The organism is Burkholderia sp. GW821-FHT14F03, from assembly GCF_058803765.1.
Window position 1 is genome coordinate 196,334 of the sequence record NZ_JBXAPG010000002.1, and the last position, 16,802, is coordinate 213,135.

A 16,802-nucleotide genomic window follows, 5' to 3' on the forward strand; every position below is an offset into this window, starting at 1 on the left:
ATGTCCCGCAATCTCGACGCGACCTTCTGGCAGCGCGCCAGGCAGCATCTGGTCCGCTATGGCGGCGTGTTCGAGCCGATGATCATCGAACGCGCGCAGGGCAGCTTCGTCTACGACGCCGACGGCCGGGCGATCCTCGATTTCACGTCGGGACAGATGAGCGCGGTGCTCGGGCACAGCCATCCGGAGATCGTGTCGGTCATCCACGAATACGCGGGCAGGCTGGATCATCTGTTCAGCGGCATGCTGTCGCGACCGGTGGTCGACCTGGCCACCCGGCTCGCGGCGGTCACGCCCGACGGGCTCGATCGCGCGCTGCTGCTCAGCACCGGCGCGGAGTCGAACGAGGCCGCCATCCGCATGGCGAAGCTCGTCACCGGCAAGTACGAGATCGTCGGCTTCGCGCAGTCGTGGCACGGGATGACGGGCGGCGCGGCGTCGGCGACCTACAGCGCCGGCCGCAAGGGTGTGGGGCCCGCCGCCGTCGGGTCGTTCGCGATTCCCGCGCCGTCCGCGTACCGGCCGCGCTTCGAGCGCGGCGGCCAATACGATTGGCGCGCGGAACTCGACTATGCGTTCGACCTCGTCGATCGCCAGTCGAGCGGCAGTCTCGCCGCGTTCATCGCCGAACCGATTCTCAGTTCGGGCGGCATCATCGAACTGCCGGATGGCTACATGGCGGCGCTCAAGCGCCACTGCGAGGCGCGCGGCATGCTGCTGATCCTCGACGAGGCGCAGACCGGCGTGGGGCGTACGGGCCGGATGTTCGCCTGCGAGCGCGACGGGGTGACGCCCGACATCCTCACGCTGTCGAAGACGTTGGGCGCCGGGCTGCCGCTCGCGGCCGTCGTGACGTCGGCCGCGCTCGAGGAGCAGGCGCATGAGCGCGGCTATCTGTTCTATACGACGCATGTGTCCGATCCCTTGCCGGCGGCGGTCGGGCTGCGCGTGCTCGACGTGGTGCGGCGCGACGGGCTGGCCGCGCGCGCGAATGCGATGGGGGACCGGCTCAGGCGAGGTCTGCTCGACCTGATGGAACGCTTCGACTGCATCGGCGACGTGCGGGGGCGCGGCTTGCTGCTGGGGGTGGAGATCGTCAGGGATCGGAAGTCGAAGGAACCGGCGGACGGGCTCGGCGCGCGCATCACGCGCGAATGCATGAACCTCGGGCTCAGCATGAATATCGTCCAGTTGCCCGGGATGGGCGGCGTGTTCCGGATCGCGCCGCCGTTGACGGTCAGCGAGGAGGAGGTCGATCTCGGGTTGGCGCTGCTGGAGCAGGCGCTGCGACGGGCGCTGTAGGCGCGGCGCAGGCTTGGCGGAGGTGAGACCGAGGCTCGAAGGTGCAAGCAGGCGAACCGTTCGGCGATGCGGCTATCGACAAGGCTGCCGGGATGGCGCGTCTCCTGATGGTCGTGCTGGAAGGAACACCGTCTCGTGCGTCGGGCGCGCCAGGGTTGGCTGGTTCCGATCGATGGCATCGTGTGGCGGTCGGGCGGGATGCCGGCGCGGCACGTTCATATGGTATGCGCGGCGTCCGCCTTTCCGAGGTGGGCAACGATGGCTCGGTTATGTCCCATATGCGGAGCGCCGGAGTGCATCGGCGGATGGGGGCCGTCGCGCGGAACACGTATCCGATTGCGGGCTCAGGTCGTCGTGGCAAGAACGCTTCGGATGACTGGCGATGAGTCTCCGCTGCGAGGCCGACGACGGAGAGCGTCGCCGTGGCGGGTGACCCGACCGTCATTGATTCGATGTCCCCGAAGCCGCCGGTAAGCCGATCGAACAGTGCGCGGCCCATGCCTGTCAGCACGATCTCCCGGCCGGTGCGTTCGAACGGGCGGATCGCGAGCCGGTCTTCGAGGTTTCGGATGGGCTGGCTGACGGCGCCCGGAGAAATGCACAGCAGGCCGGCCGCCTGGGCGTCCAGCGCGACCGGCCGCCGCATCGCTCCTACCTTCCGTGCCTACGCGTCGTCGTCGTCGCCGCCGGCGGCGGATTCGCCGTCGACACCTCGCTCGACCAATACGACGGCAGCCCGCCATACGGATTCGGCAAGGTCAGCGAGGTCACGAACACGCCGCCCGCCCCATGCAGGATCGCGAACGCGAGGTCGGTCACCATCTGCAGCGCCGACGTCCCGTACACGATATGAATGAACCGGCTCGCCGGATAGCTCGCCTGCCACGCGGCGGGCGCATACGCCGCGTAGTTCGCCTGCGTATCCTCGAACACCACGAACCGGTCCGCCACCGGCAGGCTTGCGTAGACCTCCGGGAGGTTGGTGCCGGGATTGTTCACGACCTGATAACTGGTCGACAGCCCCTTGATGTAGTTGTAGATCGATTGGTAGTACTGCACGTGCGCGGCCGAGCTGTCGTTCGCCATCTCGTCGATGAAGAACCCGTCGACCGGATAGAACGACAGATAGGTGTTGATGTCGTTCGTCACGGCGGACAGCGCGCGCTTGCCGTACGACGTATGCACGTAGGCGATCACCTTGCCGCCTGCCGCGCGCAGGTTCGTGACGACCGTCGTGTAGTTGGGATCGACGGCCGTTCCCGGTCCGCTCGCTGGATTGAGGATCGCGGTGAGCGGGATCGCCGGCGCGGTGGTCGTGAGCGCGGCCCAGGCCGCGGCCCCCGCGCCCGACGGATAGAAATACGCGGGAACGACGATGTCGACCGCGTGCGCGGCCCCCGCCCAGGCGATGCCGAGCGTGCCCAGGAAGGTCGCGAGCCGCGCGCGCCATCGTCGGGTGAGGCGATGCACGGGCGGCTCGGCGGAAGCGGGGTCGTCATACGGGTTGATCACGGCAGCGTGGGTGCGCTGCAATCGGTCTGCATGGTGTGCTTGCTTCATGGGTACCCCCGTATGGCTGGCGGGCGCTGAACGCGCGAATATCAATTGATCCCCGGGATGCCGTCTTGCCTCGTCGCGGCTGTCCCGGTGCGAGACCAATAACAGTTTTCGAAGGGCCGGACAATTAGGAGTGTTGTCGTATTCGACGTCTGCCGATCCGCCACGAAAACGTTGCATGCGCAAGCGATCGGAATTTTAAGTTATGACGAATAGCCGATGCGATTCGTCCCTCGTTCCATCGTCGACGTCGTGCGCCCCTCCCCGCCGCATGCGCGAACGACGGCCGACCGTTTCCGATCAAGGCTGGCGTACGAGGTCGCGGACGACGCTGACGTCGCGTCGCCCGTTCCGTCCCCTCGCACCGCTCCTATATCGTCCGCCGCGATTTACTTTGCGAAATCGCTTCGTAGACCGCCGTCGCGGGCCGGTTCTATCATCGATTCCAGCTCTTCCTTCCCACCCGACGCCGCAGCCGGCGCTTTCATGCGCCACGGCCGCGCGCCTCCGCTATTTCGTCCACCTTCCTGAACGTGAAGAGAGTGTCCCGTATGCCGCATCGCCTCCTTTCCGCGTCCCGCATCCGGCGCGTCGCACGTGCATTCGCGACGGCGCTCGTCGGCGTCGTCGTCGCGGCGTCCGCTGCGCACGCGGATTCCGCGCCGCTCAAGGTCGGCATCGCGACCAGCCCGCAGATCGACGCGCTGCGGATCGCCGCGAAGGAGGCGAAGGCGCGGGGCCTCGACGTGAAGATCATCGAGTTTACCGACTGGAACACGCCGAACGCGGCGCTCGCGAACAAGGACATCGACGTCAACTACTTCCAGCACATCCCGTTCCTGGAGAACGCGAAGAAGCAGGGCGGCTACGATTTCGTCGCGATCGCACCGGGCACGATCATGAAGATCGGCCTCTACTCGAAGAAGGTGAAGCGCTTCGCGGACCTGAAGGACGGCGCGACCGTGGCGATCGCGAACGATCCCGTCAACGGCGGGCGCGGGCTGTTGCTGCTGCAACGCGCGGGCCTGATCCGGCTGAAGCCCGGCGCGGATTTCCGCGCGACCCGGCTCGACATCGTCGAGAACCCGAAACACCTGAAGATCGTCCTGCTCGAAGCGTCGCAGCTTGCGCGCGCGCTCGACGACGTCGATCTCGCGCAAGGCTATCCGAGCTTCATCAAATTGGCCGGCACCACCGATCCGAACAGCGCGCTGCTGTTCGACGGCACGGAAAACAAGCAGTTCGCGGTGCAGTGGGTGGTGCGCCCGGACAGCGTCAACGATCCGCGCATCCGCGCATTCATCGCGATCTACCAGCATTCGCCCGCCGTGCGTCACGCGCTCGACGAGGCGTTCGGTTCGCTGTACGCGGTCGCGTGGTGAAGGAGCCCCGGCCATGACCCGCAAGCGGATGCTCCTCAACGCCTTCAACATGAACTGCGTGGGCCATATCAACCACGGCCTGTGGACCCACCCGCGCGACCGCTCCGCGCACTACACCGATCTCGACTACTGGGCGGACCTCGCCCGCACGCTCGAACGCGGCAAGTTCGACGGGATCTTCCTGGCCGATATCGTCGGCGTCTACGACGTGTTCGAGGGCGGGCCGGATGCGGCGCTGCGCGAAGCGGTGCAGGTGCCCGTCAACGATCCGCTGCTGCTCGTGCCGGCGATGGCGCAGGTCACGCGCCATCTCGGCTTCGGCGTCACCGCGAACCTGACCTACGAGCCGCCGTATCTGTTCGCGCGCCGCATGTCGACGCTCGACCACCTGACCCGCGGCCGGGTCGGCTGGAACATCGTGACCGGCTATCTCGACAGCGCCGCGCGCGGCATGGGCCTTGCGCGGCAGGTCGGCCACGACGACCGCTATGCGCGCGCGGACGACTACATGGAGGTCGTCTACAAGCTGTGGGAGCAGAGCTGGGACGACGACGCGGTGATCCGCGACGCCCAGGCGCGCATCTACACGCAACCGGGCAAGGTGCGGCGCGTGCGGCACGACGGCCCCTACTACACGATCGACGCGATGCATCTGAGCGAGCCGTCGCCGCAGCGCACGCCGGTGCTGTACCAGGCGGGCGCCTCGGCGCGCGGCGTCGAGTTCGCGGCGAAGCATGCGGAATGCGTGTTCGTGAACGGGCAGAGCAAGGCGTCGGTGCGCGCGGCGGCGGCGGACCTGCGCGCGGCGGCCGCGCGCATCGGCCGCGCGCCGGAGTCGTTGAAGATCTTCGCGGGCATCACGGTCGTGACGGCCGCGACGGAGCGGCTCGCGCGCGAGAAGTTCGACGAATACCGGCGCTACGCGAGCCCCGAGGCCGGCCTCGCGCACTTCGCGAGTTCCACCGGCATCGATTTCTCGCGCTTCGGCCCGGACGAGCCGATCTCGCATGTGCAGACCGATTCGATCCAGTCGGCGGTCGACGCGATCTCGCGCAAGAGCACGTCGGGCACCTGGACGGTGCGGCGCATCCTCGAACAGATGTCGCTGGGCGGCCGCTATCACCCGGTGGTCGGCTCGCCGTCGCAGGTCGCGGACGAACTGCTGGCATGGATCGACGAAACCGGCATCGACGGCTTCAACCTGACGCGCACGGTGATGCCGGAATCGTTCGAGGATTTCGTCGACTGGGTGGTGCCCGAGCTGCAGGACCGCGGCCGCTACAAGGAAGACTACGACCCGGAACCGACGCTGCGCGGCAAGCTGTTCGGCGCGGGTCCGCGCCTGCCCGGCCGGCATGCGGGCGCGCGTTGGCGCGCGGCGGCCGGCGTCGCCGAACCGATTTGAACCGACAGGGAGCAGCGATGACGCAATGGCTCGATTCACCGGGCTTCATCGAGCGCGCGGCAACGCGCGCGGACGCCGTGCGCCGGACGACGGGCGCGGCCGCCGAGGCCGCCGTGTCGTTCCGTCATGTCGGCAAGACCTTCGCGGGGCCGCGCGGGCCGAGCGTCGCGCTGCGCGACGTGACGCTCGATGTCGCGCGCGGCGAGGTATTCGGCATCATCGGCCGCAGCGGCGCGGGCAAATCGACGCTGCTGCGCCTGATCAACGGCCTCGAAACGCCGTCCTCGGGCGCGGTGCGCGCGAGCGGCACCGAAGTCGGCGCGCTCGACGAGCGCGGCCTGGTCGCGCTGCGCCGCCGCACCGGCATGGTGTTCCAGCATTTCAACCTGCTGTCCGCGAAGACGGTCGGCGAGAACATCGGCCTGCCGCTGCGCATCGCCGGCGTGCCGAAGGCGGAGCGCGCGCGCAAGGTCGAGGCGCTGCTGGAACTGGTGGGCCTCGCGGCGAAGCGCGATGCGTATCCGGCGAGCCTGTCGGGCGGGCAGAAGCAGCGGGTCGGGATCGCGCGCGCGTTGGTCCACGACCCCGAGATCCTGCTGTGCGACGAAGCGACCTCGGCGCTCGATCCGGAAACCACGCAGTCGATCCTCGCGCTGCTCGCCGACATCAATCGCCGGCTCGGCCTGACGATCGTGCTGATCACGCACGAGATGGAGGTGATCCGCGCGGTGTGCGACACGGTGGCCGTGATCGAGCAGGGCGAGGTGGTCGAGACGGGGCCGGTATGGCGCGTGTTCGGTGATCCGCGCCACGGCGCGACGCGCGCGCTGCTGCGCACGCTCGTGCACGACCTGCCCGCGGATCTCGCGGCGCGCGTGCGGCCGTGGTCGCAGGCGGACGCGCTGCCGGCGCACGCGCACCTGCTGCTCGACGTGCGCTACACGGGCGCGGAGGGCGACGAGCCCGATCTCGGCGCGCTGGCCGGCGCGCTCGGCGCGGCGGCGGGCGCCGCGGTGCGCTTCGTGCACGGCGGGCTCGACCGGATCCAGGGGCGCGCGCAGGGGCGGCTCGTGATCGCGGCGGCGCTCGGCGCGGCATCGCCCGAACGGGTCGCCGCGCTGCTCGACGGCGCGCGCCGGCACGCGGGCCGCGTCGAGGTGCTCGGCTATGTTTGAGCTGTGGCTGCCCGAGCTGGTCGATGCGGTCCGCGACACGCTGTGGATGGTCGCGGTGTCCGCCTGCGCGGCGGCGCTGGCCGGCGTGCCGCTCGCGCTCGTGCTGGTCACCACCGCGCCCGGCGGCATCTATGCGCGCCGCGCGCTCAACGCGCCGCTGGGCGCGCTCGTCAATGCGTTGCGCTCGACGCCGTTCGTGATCCTGCTGGTCGCGCTGCTGCCGCTCACGCGCGTGCTGATCGGTACCACCATCGGGGTATGGGCGGCGATCGTGCCGCTGTCGGCGGCGGCGATCCCGTTCTTCGCGCGCATCGCCGAGGTCAGCCTGCGCGAAGTCGATCGCGGGCTGATCGAGGCCGCGCAGGCGATGGGCGCCGAGCGGCGTCACATCGTCTGGCACGTGCTGCTGCCCGAGGCGCTGCCCGGCATGCTCGGCGGCTTCACGATCACCGTGGTCGCGCTGATCGGCTCGACCGCGATGGCGGGCGCGGTCGGCGCGGGCGGGCTCGGCGATCTCGCGATCCGCTACGGCTACCAGCGCTTCGACACCACGGTCATGGCGACCGTGATCGCGATCCTGATCGCGCTCGTCACGACCGTCCAGTTCGGCGGCGATCGCCTCGCGCGCCGCCTGACCCGTAGAACCTGAACGCGGCGCGCCGCGCGCCGCAAGGATCCCTGAATCATGACGACTGCCCCGCTCGATCCCCTCGAAGAATGGCGCCTGCCGTTCGAGGAGCGCCTGTTCGTGCAGGTGGCGCGACGCCATCTGCCCGCGTTCCCGGAAAAGCTCACCATTGCGCCGCGCGCGCCGCGCGATGCGGCCGAAGTGGCCGCGATCGCCGACTATTACACGCGGATGGCGTCGCACGACCTGTTCATCGTGCAGGTGGCGGCGCGCGCGATCGATACGCTGTTCCGCGACGATCCGCATGTCCAGCTGATCCTGTCGCGCCAGCTCGGCGACGACGGCGCGCATGCGGCGGCGGCCCGCGCGCGCGTCGAGGCATTGACGGGCCGCGATCCGCTGCCCGAGATCGCGCGGCGGGTGCGTGCGCACTGGGCGCGCGTCGGCGATCTCGCGCTGCGCGACGTGCCGGGCTTCCTCGCGTTCCAATGGCACTACGAGCTGCACATCCTCGCGAAGCTGTGGATCCAGCGCAAGACCGCGCGCATCGGCGACGCCGAGATGCGAGAGTACGGCGAGGCGCGCATCAAGCCCGACGAGGAATGGCATCGCGTGCAGATCGTCGGCTGGTGGCTGGCGACCCGCGATGCATTGCCGGCCGGCGCGCGCGACGCCTTGATCGAGCAGGTGCTCGATGCGGACGATGCGCAGCAGCAGCGTCTCGACACTTACTTGCATGACGAATACGCGCATGTCGCGGCCGTGTTCGGCGCGGACGTCACGCACTATCGCGCGATCTACGATGCGTGGCGGCGCGAGATGCTCGTACGCCTGACGGGCCGCGCGACGCTGCGGCCGCTGGTTGCGCTGACGGCCGGGCGCGCCGCGCTGGAGGCCGTCGCATGAACGATCGGCACACGCCGTCCCCGCTCGCGGGCGAGGCTGACGCGGGTGACGCGCCGCGCACTTTTGCGGCGCTGCTCGATGCGCTGCGCGCGAGCGCGCCCGAACGCGATCGCGCGGGCGGCCATGCCGCGCGCGAGAAGGACTGGCTGGCCTCGGCCGGGCTGCTGACGCTCGCGGTGCCGCGCGCGTTCGGCGGCCAGGAAGCCGCATGGCCCGAGATCTACCGCACGATCCGCGCGCTGGCCCGGGTCGACAGCGCGCTCGCGCACCTGGTCGGTTTCCAGTGCCTGCAGGTGGTCAGCGTCGAGGTCTGGGGCAATGCCGCGCAGCGCGAACGCTACTTGCGCGGCACGGTCGAGCATGGCTGGTGGTGGGGCAATGCGGTGAATCCGCTCGATGCGCGCCTGCAGGCGCGGGCGACGCCGGACGGCGGCTACCGGCTCGACGGCGTCAAGGGTTTCTGCTCGGGTACGCGGGGCTCGCAGCGCATGACGGTGTCCGCGCACGACGCCGCGACGGGCAAGCCGGTGTTCGCCGTGGTGCCGACCGCGCGCGCCGGCATCACCGTGCACGACGACTGGGATCCGATCGGCCAGCGCCAGACCGACAGCGGCAGCGTGTCGTTCGAGGCGGTGCGGGTCGAGGCCGACGAAGTCCTGCATCGTTCCGAGATGCCGCCGACGCCGCGCGCGACACTGCGCACGCTGGTGTCGCAACTGGTGCTGACCAACCTGTTCGCGGGTCTGGCCGAAGGCGCGCTCGACGCGGCGCGCGACTACGTGCGCGCACATGGGCGCGCGTGGGTGCATGCGGGCGTCGCGCAGGCGAGCGACGATCCCTATACGCTGCAGCGCTTCGGCGAGATGCGGGTGCAGGCGGTGGCCGCCGAGGCGCTGGCCGAGCGCGCGGCCGGCGCGTTGCAGCGTGCGTGGGAGGCCGGCGACGCGCTGAGCGTCGACGCGCGCGCGGAAACGGCGCTCGCGGTGTCGGAGGCGAAGATCGTCGCGCAGCGCGCGGCGCTCGCGCTCGGCGAGGCGCTGTTCGATGCGTGCGGCGCGCGCGCGACGGCCGCGCCGCTGGCGCTCGACCGCTTCTGGCGCAACGCGCGCACGCATACGCTGCACGATCCGCTCGACTACCGCGTGCGCGACGTCGGGCGTTATGCGTTGACCGGCGAATTGCCCGAAGCGTCGCTCTATACCTGAGGACGCGAGGGCGCGCGCTTGTCGAAGAAGTGCCCCATGAGCTGAAGCAGGGGCCGGCGTCGATTGGTCAGCGAAAACTCCCACTCGTCCATCTGCTTCGCCGCGGGATCGAGATTCTTCGCATCGAGGATGCGCTGCGTCCTGGGCAACTGATACCAGGCGATCCACGGAAACGCGTGATGCGCGATGTGCAGGTTGAAGCTGAGGATGATGTACTTGGACCAGATCGGGACGGACCGGCAGCTGTGCGAGACGATGTCCTGTTCCCAGAGCGGCGGGCGTTGGGCGTCGTTCGCGAGCAGCGGGATTTCGGCGTGATGCGGCAGGTTGAGCAACTCGACCGCGAGCCACAGCAAGACCAGCAGGATCGCGACGAACGCCGCGAATTCGGCGAACACGCCGGCATGCACCGCGCAGTACGCGAGCAGGCCGTAGCCGGCGAGATAGATCACGGCGAACCGCGCCTCCTGCTTCGACGTCTTGCGCGCGGCGTCGCCGGCGGGCGGCCTGAGCACGCACAGCCAATGATTGACGAAGTGGTTGATCGCGATGATCGGAATCCAGTGGCGCCAGAGGAATTCGAGCGTCCTGGCCTGCTGTTCCGTCATCACCGAGAATTTCTCGATCATCCCCTTGTTCTCGGGATCGCGCTTCGGATGAGCCGTCCAGGCATGGTGGCCCAGGTGATTGCGCCGCCTGGGCAGGAACGGCAGCGCGATCAGCCAGCCGCTGGCGTGGCCGACGGCTTCGTTGATGAAGCGGTTCCGGCATACCGACCGATGGATCGCCTCGTGCAGGATCAGGTAGATCTGGATCACGGACAGCTCGGCCAGCACCACGGCGCAGACGCGCGCGAGCAGGCTGCCGCGGGTCCACAGCAGCCATGCGCCGCCGAGGATCGACATATCCAGCAGCCAGAGCCCGACGGTCCAGTATCCCTGCGGGCCGTCGGGCAATTGCTTGCGCACCGCCAGCCATTCTTCCTTCGTCATGTTCGTTGTCCTTTCTCGATGTAGCGTTTAAGAGCGATCGCCTCGGCCGGCGCCGGGCGGCGCGATGCCCACCCAATGCATGCGATGCGTCGCGCCCCGTGCCGTGGCGGGCTTACTGCTCGAACTCGAGTTCGCGGGTTTCGAGCAGATCCTCCGCGAGCCTTTGGAATGCGAGATCGAATCCATCGATCTGCGTATCGAAGCCGTTCATGTTGATGGTGTCGAAGCGCTGCCTGACGAGCCGCACGCAGTCGTAGCGACGCCCCTGATGCCAGTGCCAGGCCGGCAGGTAGGCGGTGATGCCGAAGCCCAGATTCAGCATCGCCTGGATCAGCACGACGTTGTGGGCGAGGACGTCGCCGCTGACATAGCTGCACTGCGCGTGATGCGTCATGAAGCGGGCCAAGGCGTCGGCGGTCTGCGTTTCGTCGCCCGATACCCGGTATCCGCACAGCTGGATCGCATCGAGGTGATCGTCCCTGCAGTAGGTGAAGTCGTGCCCGGCATGCGTTCCCTCGCCGGAGAACAGCAGAGACGGATAGAGGCCGGTGCGCCATTTGAGGCCCAGCGGCGCATACACGCGATCGTGGATGAACGGAGAGCGGCGCCATACCTCGTTGGGCGGCGCGACGTGCGGGAAATACGCGGGGATCCGCTGGGCGATCGCCGTCACGTGATATTCCCGGATGGAGTCGACCCAGTTCGGTCCGCCGTCATGGCCGACGAGGATGCTCGCGACGTCCTTCGTCAAGGCGCGGTACGCGGCGAACGAGCGCGTGACGGCGAACACCATTTCGTCCGACTGGATCTCCGTCTGTTCGAGCCCGGTGCGCAGCAGCATGGAGAACACGCCGAGCCGCCGGTAGGCCGGATCGATCACAGCGTGCCCGAGTTCCCAGGTCCGGTTGACCGTGTTGCGCAGGAAGCAGATGCAGCCGACCATGCCGGCCGACTCCGCGACGTACCAGCGGCCCTTCGCCCGCGTGATCGATTGCGCGATATAGCCGGCCGACTGGCACGGGTGGGTGGTCACGCCATAGGCGTCGCGGAACAGGCCGGCCAGCGTCTCGCTGTCGGCGGCGACGGCGCGCCTGACGGCGATGCGCGCGGTGTGCTGCGATGAATCGACGGCGGGGTGCGGCAGCCCCCCGATCGGGTCGAACTGCGTGCCATTCCCTGCCTGGGTGAATGGATCGTGCATGGATAGCGCCCTCTAGGACAGATGAGTGTGTCTGCGGCGTTGACGGGTGAATGGCCCCGCGATCCCTCGATGGCGGGGCGGGGCGGCTACAGCCGGATCCAGGCGCACACCTGGCCCGGGAATTCGACCTGGGCCTGTGCGTCGAGCAAGGCGCGTTGCAGGTCCGCGCTCAGTTGATCGAGATCGACGGTTTCGCCGCTGGCGAGCTGGGTGTGCTGCGCGCCGCCCGACAGCGTGCGCAGCGACTGCGCCAGCCACGAGCAGAGCGGGGACGCAGGACCGCCGCCGAGCGGGATTTCATAGGACATCGTCGGCGTCGGCAGCCCGGCGACGGCGAATGCCTGCACCAGGCGTCGCGCCACGTCATAGGTCGCGCTGCCGTGCTGGCAACGTTCGAGCACCTCGCGCACGATCGTGTCCCAGAGCGCGACGCTGGGGCTCGACCCGGTCTGCCGGACGAGGTCCGGTTCGTGAAAGCCGAGCGCGCCGCCCGGCCGGACGAAACGCGCGGCGAGCTGCAGGAACGCCGTGGCGTCGGGCTGATGCGACAGCACATAGCGGCCGACGACGATGTCGAATTCATGGGCCGCCTGGAGTTGATCGAGTGCGCAGACCTCGAAGCGGAGATTGTCCAGGCCGGCCTCGGCGGCATGCCCGGAGGCCGTCTCGATGGCGGATCCGCTGCGGTCGATCGCCGTCACCGAACCCGTGGGACCGACCAGTTCGGCGGCAAGCAGGCTCACGCCGCCCGTCCCGCATCCGATGTCGAGGACACGCATGCCGGGCCGGATGCCCGCGGACTCCAGCAAGCGCCGCGTGATCGGGCGCAGCATTTCCGACTGGTAATCGAGCCGTTTGAGTTCCGTCGGCGAGTGACCTAGTACGTATTCACGCATGTTCGTGCTTCTCCGTGGTTGTATTCGAGATCCGCGTGTTCGATTCCGCCTGCCGTCAGCGTCTCGCGCTTCGGCTCCGAGGTGTTCGGCATTGCCGCACGGGGCGAACGGAATTCGTCGTTTTAATTGCCTGATTTGCTGAATTGTTCTGATTTCGGTTTACGAAAAAAGAATGGAATCGGTTTTGTGAAACTATTGAGTTCGTAAATCGAGCGAATTGAATTGAAGAAAAGGATTGCTGTTGGATTGCTGCGGCCAATGGGGAGATCCAGATGAATGTGCCGTGATTCCTTGGGTAGCCAGGATCGGCGTCGTCTCGACCTCGTGCCGGGATTTTATGATTTCCCTTGTTTTTTAAATGAATTTATTTGAAAGCAATTGTTAAGCGGGTCGAATTTGAAATGTTTGTCTAATGGATGGCAACTGTATTAAATGCCGGTTGACGAAATCGGCTGTTTGAATTAGGCGATTTGTTTGGGGATTTTCGTCAACAATTCGACGTATTGGAAGCGATGATTTATTCAGGAAGTAAATCAGTCCGGAGGATATTGCGTCGTCGGGATGCGGATGCGCGGTGTCGCGCGGCTCCGTAATCTCGGCTTTTCGCCGGCGGTTCCGCACGGATTCCGGAGCAGGTTCGTCTGTACAGTACATTTCGACACGGGCTTGCCATTTCCCTGCAACACCATTTCAGTGCATTACACACACCGGCGATGCCGGACCGCACGCGCCGGCATCGGGCGGCATGCCGCCCCGGGCGCTCATGCGGCCGCGTCTCGGCGCGGCGCCGGATGCGCCGGATCACCCAGATCGCCCGCGGGCCGCGTCGAGCGCCGGCCAAGAACCGGTTCCACGCGCGCGGGCCTACGATGCACATCCGCTTGAGAGGGCTGGAATGGAACAATGGTCGATGCAGGGGGTATCGGCGATCACGACTCGTGATCTCAGCAAGAATCCGTCGAAGGCGTTGCGGGACGTCGGCGGCCATCCGTTGGTCGTGATGCGGCATCAGCGGCCGATCGCGTGTCTGGTGTCGATCGAGCAGTGGGTCGAACTGACGAATCGGCTCAAGGACCTCGAACTCGCGCGCTGCATCGCGGGTGCGGACAGGCCGGGCGTCGATATGTCGGGCGTCGGGACGTCGGGTGTCGACACCTCGGGCGTCGGGGCGCACGAGCCGGCGCCGGTGCACGTCGCCTGATGCCGCGGCCGGCGCGTGGGCCCGCGCCGGCCTTTGGCCCGCAGGCATTCACTCACTCGGCCGCGCGGCGCCACGCGCGCGCCATGAACGCTTCGAAGGCCGCGACGTCCTGGCGCGGCATCCCGTCCGGCGCCGTCGGCGCGTCCGGATCCTCCATCTCCACGGGCGCGCAATCGATCAGGTGCCGCACGCCCGGAAACACCGCGCGGCGCGGCGGCCGGTAGCGCAGCCGGAACAGGCGCGGCAGCTTGCCGGCCGGCTTGCTGAGATCGTCGATCTCACGCACCGCGCCGTTGAACCAGAAGCGCGACCAGAGCGCGGCCCGCCCGCTGGGCGCGGCCGCGATGAATTCCGTCAGCACCAGCAGGATGTAGGGAATGTCGCGTTGCGCGAGCGTCGGCCACGCCCATAGCTTGAGGACGTCCGCATGCTCGATCGCGTGCATGAAGCGCGCGATGCCGAAGCTCGACGCGACGCGCCGGATCGTTTGCAGGTGACCGGGCCAGTGCAGCAGGAAATGCGCGCGCCGCTGCCGGCCGCGCGCATCGAGCGGCGGGCCGATGCGCATGGCGAGCGGATTCGGCAGCGCGTCGCGCACCAGCGGGCAGGCCGCGAGGTCGCGCGCGAGATGCATGAAGCGACGGCTGCGCGCGCGATCGCGCAGCGACACCACGCACAGGGGGCCCAGGCACAGCGGGCAGCGCGCCCACGGGCGCGGCAAGGCGCCGACGTGCGCGAGATCGTCGACGTGGATCAGGCGATCCTCGACCGGGTGCAGTGCGTACTCGAGCATCGGCCGTTCTTTCATGGCGATACCGGTCCAGTACCGGGGGAAGCAGCGGGCGTGCGCGAGCATAACCGCGCCGCGCGGCGCGGCGATGACGGAAACGCCGTACCGTGGCATCAGATCCGCGCGATGTGACACGGCGATGTGCGTCGTGCGCGCGGCGGGAATGACGCACATTCCGACCCCGGGGCGTCACCGCGCGCCGCTACCCTCGACGCTTTCGGGCGCGGGCCGCACACGCCGCGCCGGACGCAACGGGGCGGCGGGGGATGGATGCGGGTGCGGAACGGGGATACGGGTTTCACGCTGATCGAGGTGCTGGTGGCGCTCGCGATCGTCGCGATCGCGCTGGGCGCGGTGCTGCGCGCGGTGGGCGCGCTGACCGAGAGCACCGAGTCGGCGCGCGTGCGGCAGCTTGCGCTGTGGAGCGCGGACAACGCGCTGGGCGAAGTCGTGATCGCGCGCGCCTGGCCGCCCATCGGGCAGACCGAGTTCGATTGTCCGCAGGGACGCTATCGCTTCGTGTGCCGGCAGACGGTCGGCGCGGCGGCCGCGTCGCCGTTGCTGCGCGACGTGTCGGTCAAGGTGTTCCTGTCGCGCAAGGGGGGCACGGCGCTCGCGGCGGCCGCGACCCAGGTGCACGATGAAGCGCCGCGTTGAACGTCGCGCGGCGCGCGCCGGCCGGCGCACGGCGGGCTTCACGCTGATCGAGATGCTGGTCGCGATCACGCTGCTCGCGGTGGTCGCGGTGTTGTCGTGGCGCGGGCTCGACGCGACGATCCGCGGCCGCGACGGCGTGGTCGCGAGCCTCGCCGAGACGCGCGCGTTCGGCCGCTGCTTCGGGCAACTGCAATACGATCTGCTGAACCTCGCGACGCCGGGCGAGATGAACGGCGCGCCGCTGCGGCTGCGGCCGAACGAACTGGTGCTCGTGCGGCACGTCGGCGCGGACGACGGCATGACGCGCCTGCAAGTGGTGCGTTATCGGCTGCAAGGGCGCACGCTGACGCGCAGCGCGTCGGCGCCCGTCGCATCGCTGAAGCTGCTCGCGGACGCCATCGCGAATCTCGACAAACTGCCGGGCGTGGTGGTCGGCGCCGACGTACGCGCGTTGACGCTCGCCGTCTGGCTGCCGCCCGACGGCTGGACCGCGAAGCAGGAGGCCATCGACGCCGCCTATGCGCGTTATCTCGCGCAGTACGCGGTCAGCACCACGGCGACGACCGAGATGCCCCTGCCGCGCGGCTTGCGAATGTCGGTCGCGCTCGGGCGCGGTGCGCTGCGCTATGTGCGCACGGTGCCGCTCGGGCAGTGAGAAGAGGCGCCGGGTCATTCGAGCGAGGCGGAACGCGATGCATGGCGAGCGGCGCAAATCGATATCGCCCGGCATGGCGGTTGCCGTGGCGGCTCGATGGGCGCCGGGCAGGCGTCTTGAGCGCGCCGTATGCGTGACGGGGTTGTCGATGCGCGGTGTCCATCTTGCGTCATGTCACGCCCAACCACCCCATGCCAGGCATCGCGCCGACGCCGGTCGGCTTTGGGGCGTGATGCGAATGCCTCGGCATCGCATGGAAAGTGCATCCGGGGGCGGCCGAGGATGGCGAGCGCTGCCGCGCAGCCCGGCGATTCGGACGGCTGCATGGAGTAGCCGGCCGGCGCCTGTACGCGAATATGGCCCGGGCATGCGCGCCGGCCTCGGCCAACTACCGAGATAGCTAATATTCTGGCATTTTAAAGATAAAAGAGATGGAATCAGCTTGCAGGCGCGCATCCCCGCGCGCGATGCCGAGGTGTTCGCCGCGTCGCCGTTGCGCGATCAGGCGGCCGAGCTGCACGACTTCGCCGACACCGCCGCGCTGATCGATTCGCTCGATCCGGTCGTGAGCGTCGATACCGCTGTCGCGCATCTCGCGGGCGCGCTCGGCGCGCCGCCGTGGGTGCCGTTGCCGAGCGCGCCGGACTGGCGCTGGCTGCTCGATCGTGACGACAGCCCGTGGTACCCGAGCGCGCGACTGTTCCGGCAGTCCGCGCCGGGAAACTGGAGCGCGGTGCTCGATGCGGTCGCCGCGGCGCTGGCGGCCGTGCGCGCATCGCCTTGAAGCCGTTGCCGCCGCATCGCTTCGGCTTCCTGACGGCAGGTACGCAACATGTCAAGGCGATGACGG

The 16,802-nt window shown here is 68.6% G+C and carries 17 protein-coding genes; 11 read left to right on the top strand and 6 right to left on the bottom strand.

The features are described from left to right. Positions 1–1,302, top strand: coding sequence for an aspartate aminotransferase family protein (locus AC1RQF_RS02410; protein WP_492871229.1), 1,302 nt, complete (start codon positions 1–3; stop codon positions 1,300–1,302). On the opposite strand, the gene AC1RQF_RS02415 is transcribed toward AC1RQF_RS02410, so the two are convergent. Together AC1RQF_RS02415 and AC1RQF_RS02420 are read right to left on the bottom strand one after the other, a co-directional pair. Beyond that, complete coding sequence (locus tag AC1RQF_RS02415; RefSeq protein WP_492871230.1) at positions 1,238–1,948, bottom strand: LysR family transcriptional regulator; 711 nt, start codon at positions 1,946–1,948, stop codon at positions 1,238–1,240. The two genes, AC1RQF_RS02410 and AC1RQF_RS02415, sit on opposite strands and share 65 nt — an antisense overlap. A gap of 5 nt (positions 1,949–1,953) precedes the next feature. Then, entirely contained in the window at positions 1,954–2,862 is a 909-nt protein-coding gene (locus tag AC1RQF_RS02420; protein WP_273997467.1) for a spherulation-specific family 4 protein, read from the bottom strand. 548 nt (positions 2,863–3,410) lie between these two features. On the opposite strand from AC1RQF_RS02420, the gene AC1RQF_RS02425 reads away from it, so the two are divergent. From AC1RQF_RS02425 to AC1RQF_RS02450, 6 genes are read left to right on the top strand one after another with little or no spacing between them, the layout of a single operon-like run. Continuing rightward, entirely contained in the window at positions 3,411–4,241 is an 831-nt protein-coding gene (locus AC1RQF_RS02425; protein WP_492871231.1) for a MetQ/NlpA family ABC transporter substrate-binding protein, read from the top strand. Between the two features lie 13 nt (positions 4,242–4,254). Further along, positions 4,255–5,646, top strand: a complete 1,392-nt coding sequence (locus tag AC1RQF_RS02430; protein ID WP_492871232.1) for an LLM class flavin-dependent oxidoreductase — start codon at positions 4,255–4,257, stop codon at positions 5,644–5,646. A gap of 17 nt (positions 5,647–5,663) precedes the next feature. Beyond that, entirely contained in the window at positions 5,664–6,821 is a 1,158-nt protein-coding gene (locus AC1RQF_RS02435) for a methionine ABC transporter ATP-binding protein (protein WP_273997470.1), read from the top strand. Beyond that, positions 6,814–7,470 (top strand): methionine ABC transporter permease, encoded by a 657-nt coding sequence (locus tag AC1RQF_RS02440; RefSeq protein WP_273997471.1) that lies wholly within the window; start codon positions 6,814–6,816, stop codon positions 7,468–7,470. Before AC1RQF_RS02435 ends, AC1RQF_RS02440 begins: the two co-directional genes overlap by 8 nt. A gap of 36 nt (positions 7,471–7,506) precedes the next feature. Next, positions 7,507–8,355 carry a hypothetical protein gene (locus AC1RQF_RS02445; protein ID WP_273997472.1) on the top strand — a complete coding sequence of 283 codons (849 nt, stop codon included), beginning with the start codon at positions 7,507–7,509 and terminating at the stop codon, positions 8,353–8,355. Next, entirely contained in the window at positions 8,352–9,560 is a 1,209-nt protein-coding gene (locus tag AC1RQF_RS02450) for an acyl-CoA dehydrogenase family protein (RefSeq protein ID WP_492871233.1), read from the top strand. Before AC1RQF_RS02445 ends, AC1RQF_RS02450 begins: the two co-directional genes overlap by 4 nt. Here the strand turns inward: AC1RQF_RS02450 and AC1RQF_RS02455 are convergent. From AC1RQF_RS02455 to AC1RQF_RS02465, 3 genes are all read right to left on the bottom strand, one after another. Next, complete coding sequence (locus tag AC1RQF_RS02455) at positions 9,551–10,552, bottom strand: fatty acid desaturase family protein (protein ID WP_492871234.1); 1,002 nt, start codon at positions 10,550–10,552, stop codon at positions 9,551–9,553. The genes AC1RQF_RS02450 and AC1RQF_RS02455 overlap by 10 nt on opposite strands. A gap of 112 nt (positions 10,553–10,664) precedes the next feature. Further along, the gene (locus AC1RQF_RS02460) at positions 10,665–11,753 is read right to left on the bottom strand and encodes a GNAT family N-acetyltransferase (protein WP_492871235.1); all 1,089 of its coding nucleotides are present in this window, start codon (positions 11,751–11,753) and stop codon (positions 10,665–10,667) included. Between the two features lie 86 nt (positions 11,754–11,839). After that, a complete protein-coding gene (locus AC1RQF_RS02465; protein ID WP_492871236.1) occupies positions 11,840–12,649 on the bottom strand; it encodes a class I SAM-dependent methyltransferase in 810 nt (269 codons plus the stop codon). Positions 12,650–13,544: 895 nt separating this feature from the next. Here AC1RQF_RS02465 and AC1RQF_RS02470 point away from each other — a divergent pair. Continuing rightward, complete coding sequence (locus tag AC1RQF_RS02470; RefSeq protein ID WP_273997478.1) at positions 13,545–13,850, top strand: type II toxin-antitoxin system Phd/YefM family antitoxin; 306 nt, start codon at positions 13,545–13,547, stop codon at positions 13,848–13,850. Positions 13,851–13,902: 52 nt separating this feature from the next. Here AC1RQF_RS02470 and AC1RQF_RS02475 read toward each other — a convergent pair whose 3' ends face one another. Continuing rightward, a complete protein-coding gene (locus AC1RQF_RS02475) occupies positions 13,903–14,643 on the bottom strand; it encodes a hypothetical protein (protein ID WP_273998298.1) in 741 nt (246 codons plus the stop codon). Positions 14,644–14,910: 267 nt separating this feature from the next. Between AC1RQF_RS02475 and gspI the strand changes: the two genes are divergently transcribed. The 3 genes from gspI to AC1RQF_RS02490 all read left to right on the top strand — a co-directional run bounded on the left by gspI (position 14,911) and on the right by AC1RQF_RS02490 (position 16,736). Continuing rightward, entirely contained in the window at positions 14,911–15,297 is a 387-nt protein-coding gene (gene gspI, locus AC1RQF_RS02480; protein WP_492871237.1) for a type II secretion system minor pseudopilin GspI, read from the top strand. After that, positions 15,281–15,952 carry a PulJ/GspJ family protein gene (locus AC1RQF_RS02485; RefSeq protein WP_273997480.1) on the top strand — a complete coding sequence of 224 codons (672 nt, stop codon included), beginning with the start codon at positions 15,281–15,283 and terminating at the stop codon, positions 15,950–15,952. Before gspI ends, AC1RQF_RS02485 begins: the two co-directional genes overlap by 17 nt. A gap of 442 nt (positions 15,953–16,394) precedes the next feature. Then, the gene (locus AC1RQF_RS02490) at positions 16,395–16,736 is read left to right on the top strand and encodes a glycosyltransferase family 9 protein (RefSeq protein WP_492871238.1); all 342 of its coding nucleotides are present in this window, start codon (positions 16,395–16,397) and stop codon (positions 16,734–16,736) included. Positions 16,737–16,802 lie beyond the last annotated feature (66 nt).

What these genes read in the sequence shown, in the direction of transcription:
- AC1RQF_RS02410 (WP_492871229.1), top strand. Translation starts at nt 1, where the DNA reads ATGTCCCGCAATCTCGACGCGACCTTCTGGCAGCGCGCCAGGCAGCAT.
- AC1RQF_RS02415 (WP_492871230.1), bottom strand. Translation starts at nt 1,948, where the DNA reads ATGCGGCGGCCGGTCGCGCTGGACGCCCAGGCGGCCGGCCTGCTGTGC.
- AC1RQF_RS02420 (WP_273997467.1), bottom strand. Translation starts at nt 2,862, where the DNA reads ATGAAGCAAGCACACCATGCAGACCGATTGCAGCGCACCCACGCTGCC.
- AC1RQF_RS02425 (WP_492871231.1), top strand. Translation starts at nt 3,411, where the DNA reads ATGCCGCATCGCCTCCTTTCCGCGTCCCGCATCCGGCGCGTCGCACGT.
- AC1RQF_RS02430 (WP_492871232.1), top strand. Translation starts at nt 4,255, where the DNA reads ATGACCCGCAAGCGGATGCTCCTCAACGCCTTCAACATGAACTGCGTG.
- AC1RQF_RS02435 (WP_273997470.1), top strand. Translation starts at nt 5,664, where the DNA reads ATGACGCAATGGCTCGATTCACCGGGCTTCATCGAGCGCGCGGCAACG.
- AC1RQF_RS02440 (WP_273997471.1), top strand. Translation starts at nt 6,814, where the DNA reads ATGTTTGAGCTGTGGCTGCCCGAGCTGGTCGATGCGGTCCGCGACACG.
- AC1RQF_RS02445 (WP_273997472.1), top strand. Translation starts at nt 7,507, where the DNA reads ATGACGACTGCCCCGCTCGATCCCCTCGAAGAATGGCGCCTGCCGTTC.
- AC1RQF_RS02450 (WP_492871233.1), top strand. Translation starts at nt 8,352, where the DNA reads ATGAACGATCGGCACACGCCGTCCCCGCTCGCGGGCGAGGCTGACGCG.
- AC1RQF_RS02455 (WP_492871234.1), bottom strand. Translation starts at nt 10,552, where the DNA reads ATGACGAAGGAAGAATGGCTGGCGGTGCGCAAGCAATTGCCCGACGGC.
- AC1RQF_RS02460 (WP_492871235.1), bottom strand. Translation starts at nt 11,753, where the DNA reads ATGCACGATCCATTCACCCAGGCAGGGAATGGCACGCAGTTCGACCCG.
- AC1RQF_RS02465 (WP_492871236.1), bottom strand. Translation starts at nt 12,649, where the DNA reads ATGCGTGAATACGTACTAGGTCACTCGCCGACGGAACTCAAACGGCTC.
- AC1RQF_RS02470 (WP_273997478.1), top strand. Translation starts at nt 13,545, where the DNA reads ATGGAACAATGGTCGATGCAGGGGGTATCGGCGATCACGACTCGTGAT.
- AC1RQF_RS02475 (WP_273998298.1), bottom strand. Translation starts at nt 14,643, where the DNA reads ATGCTCGAGTACGCACTGCACCCGGTCGAGGATCGCCTGATCCACGTC.
- gspI (WP_492871237.1), top strand. Translation starts at nt 14,911, where the DNA reads ATGCGGGTGCGGAACGGGGATACGGGTTTCACGCTGATCGAGGTGCTG.
- AC1RQF_RS02485 (WP_273997480.1), top strand. Translation starts at nt 15,281, where the DNA reads ATGAAGCGCCGCGTTGAACGTCGCGCGGCGCGCGCCGGCCGGCGCACG.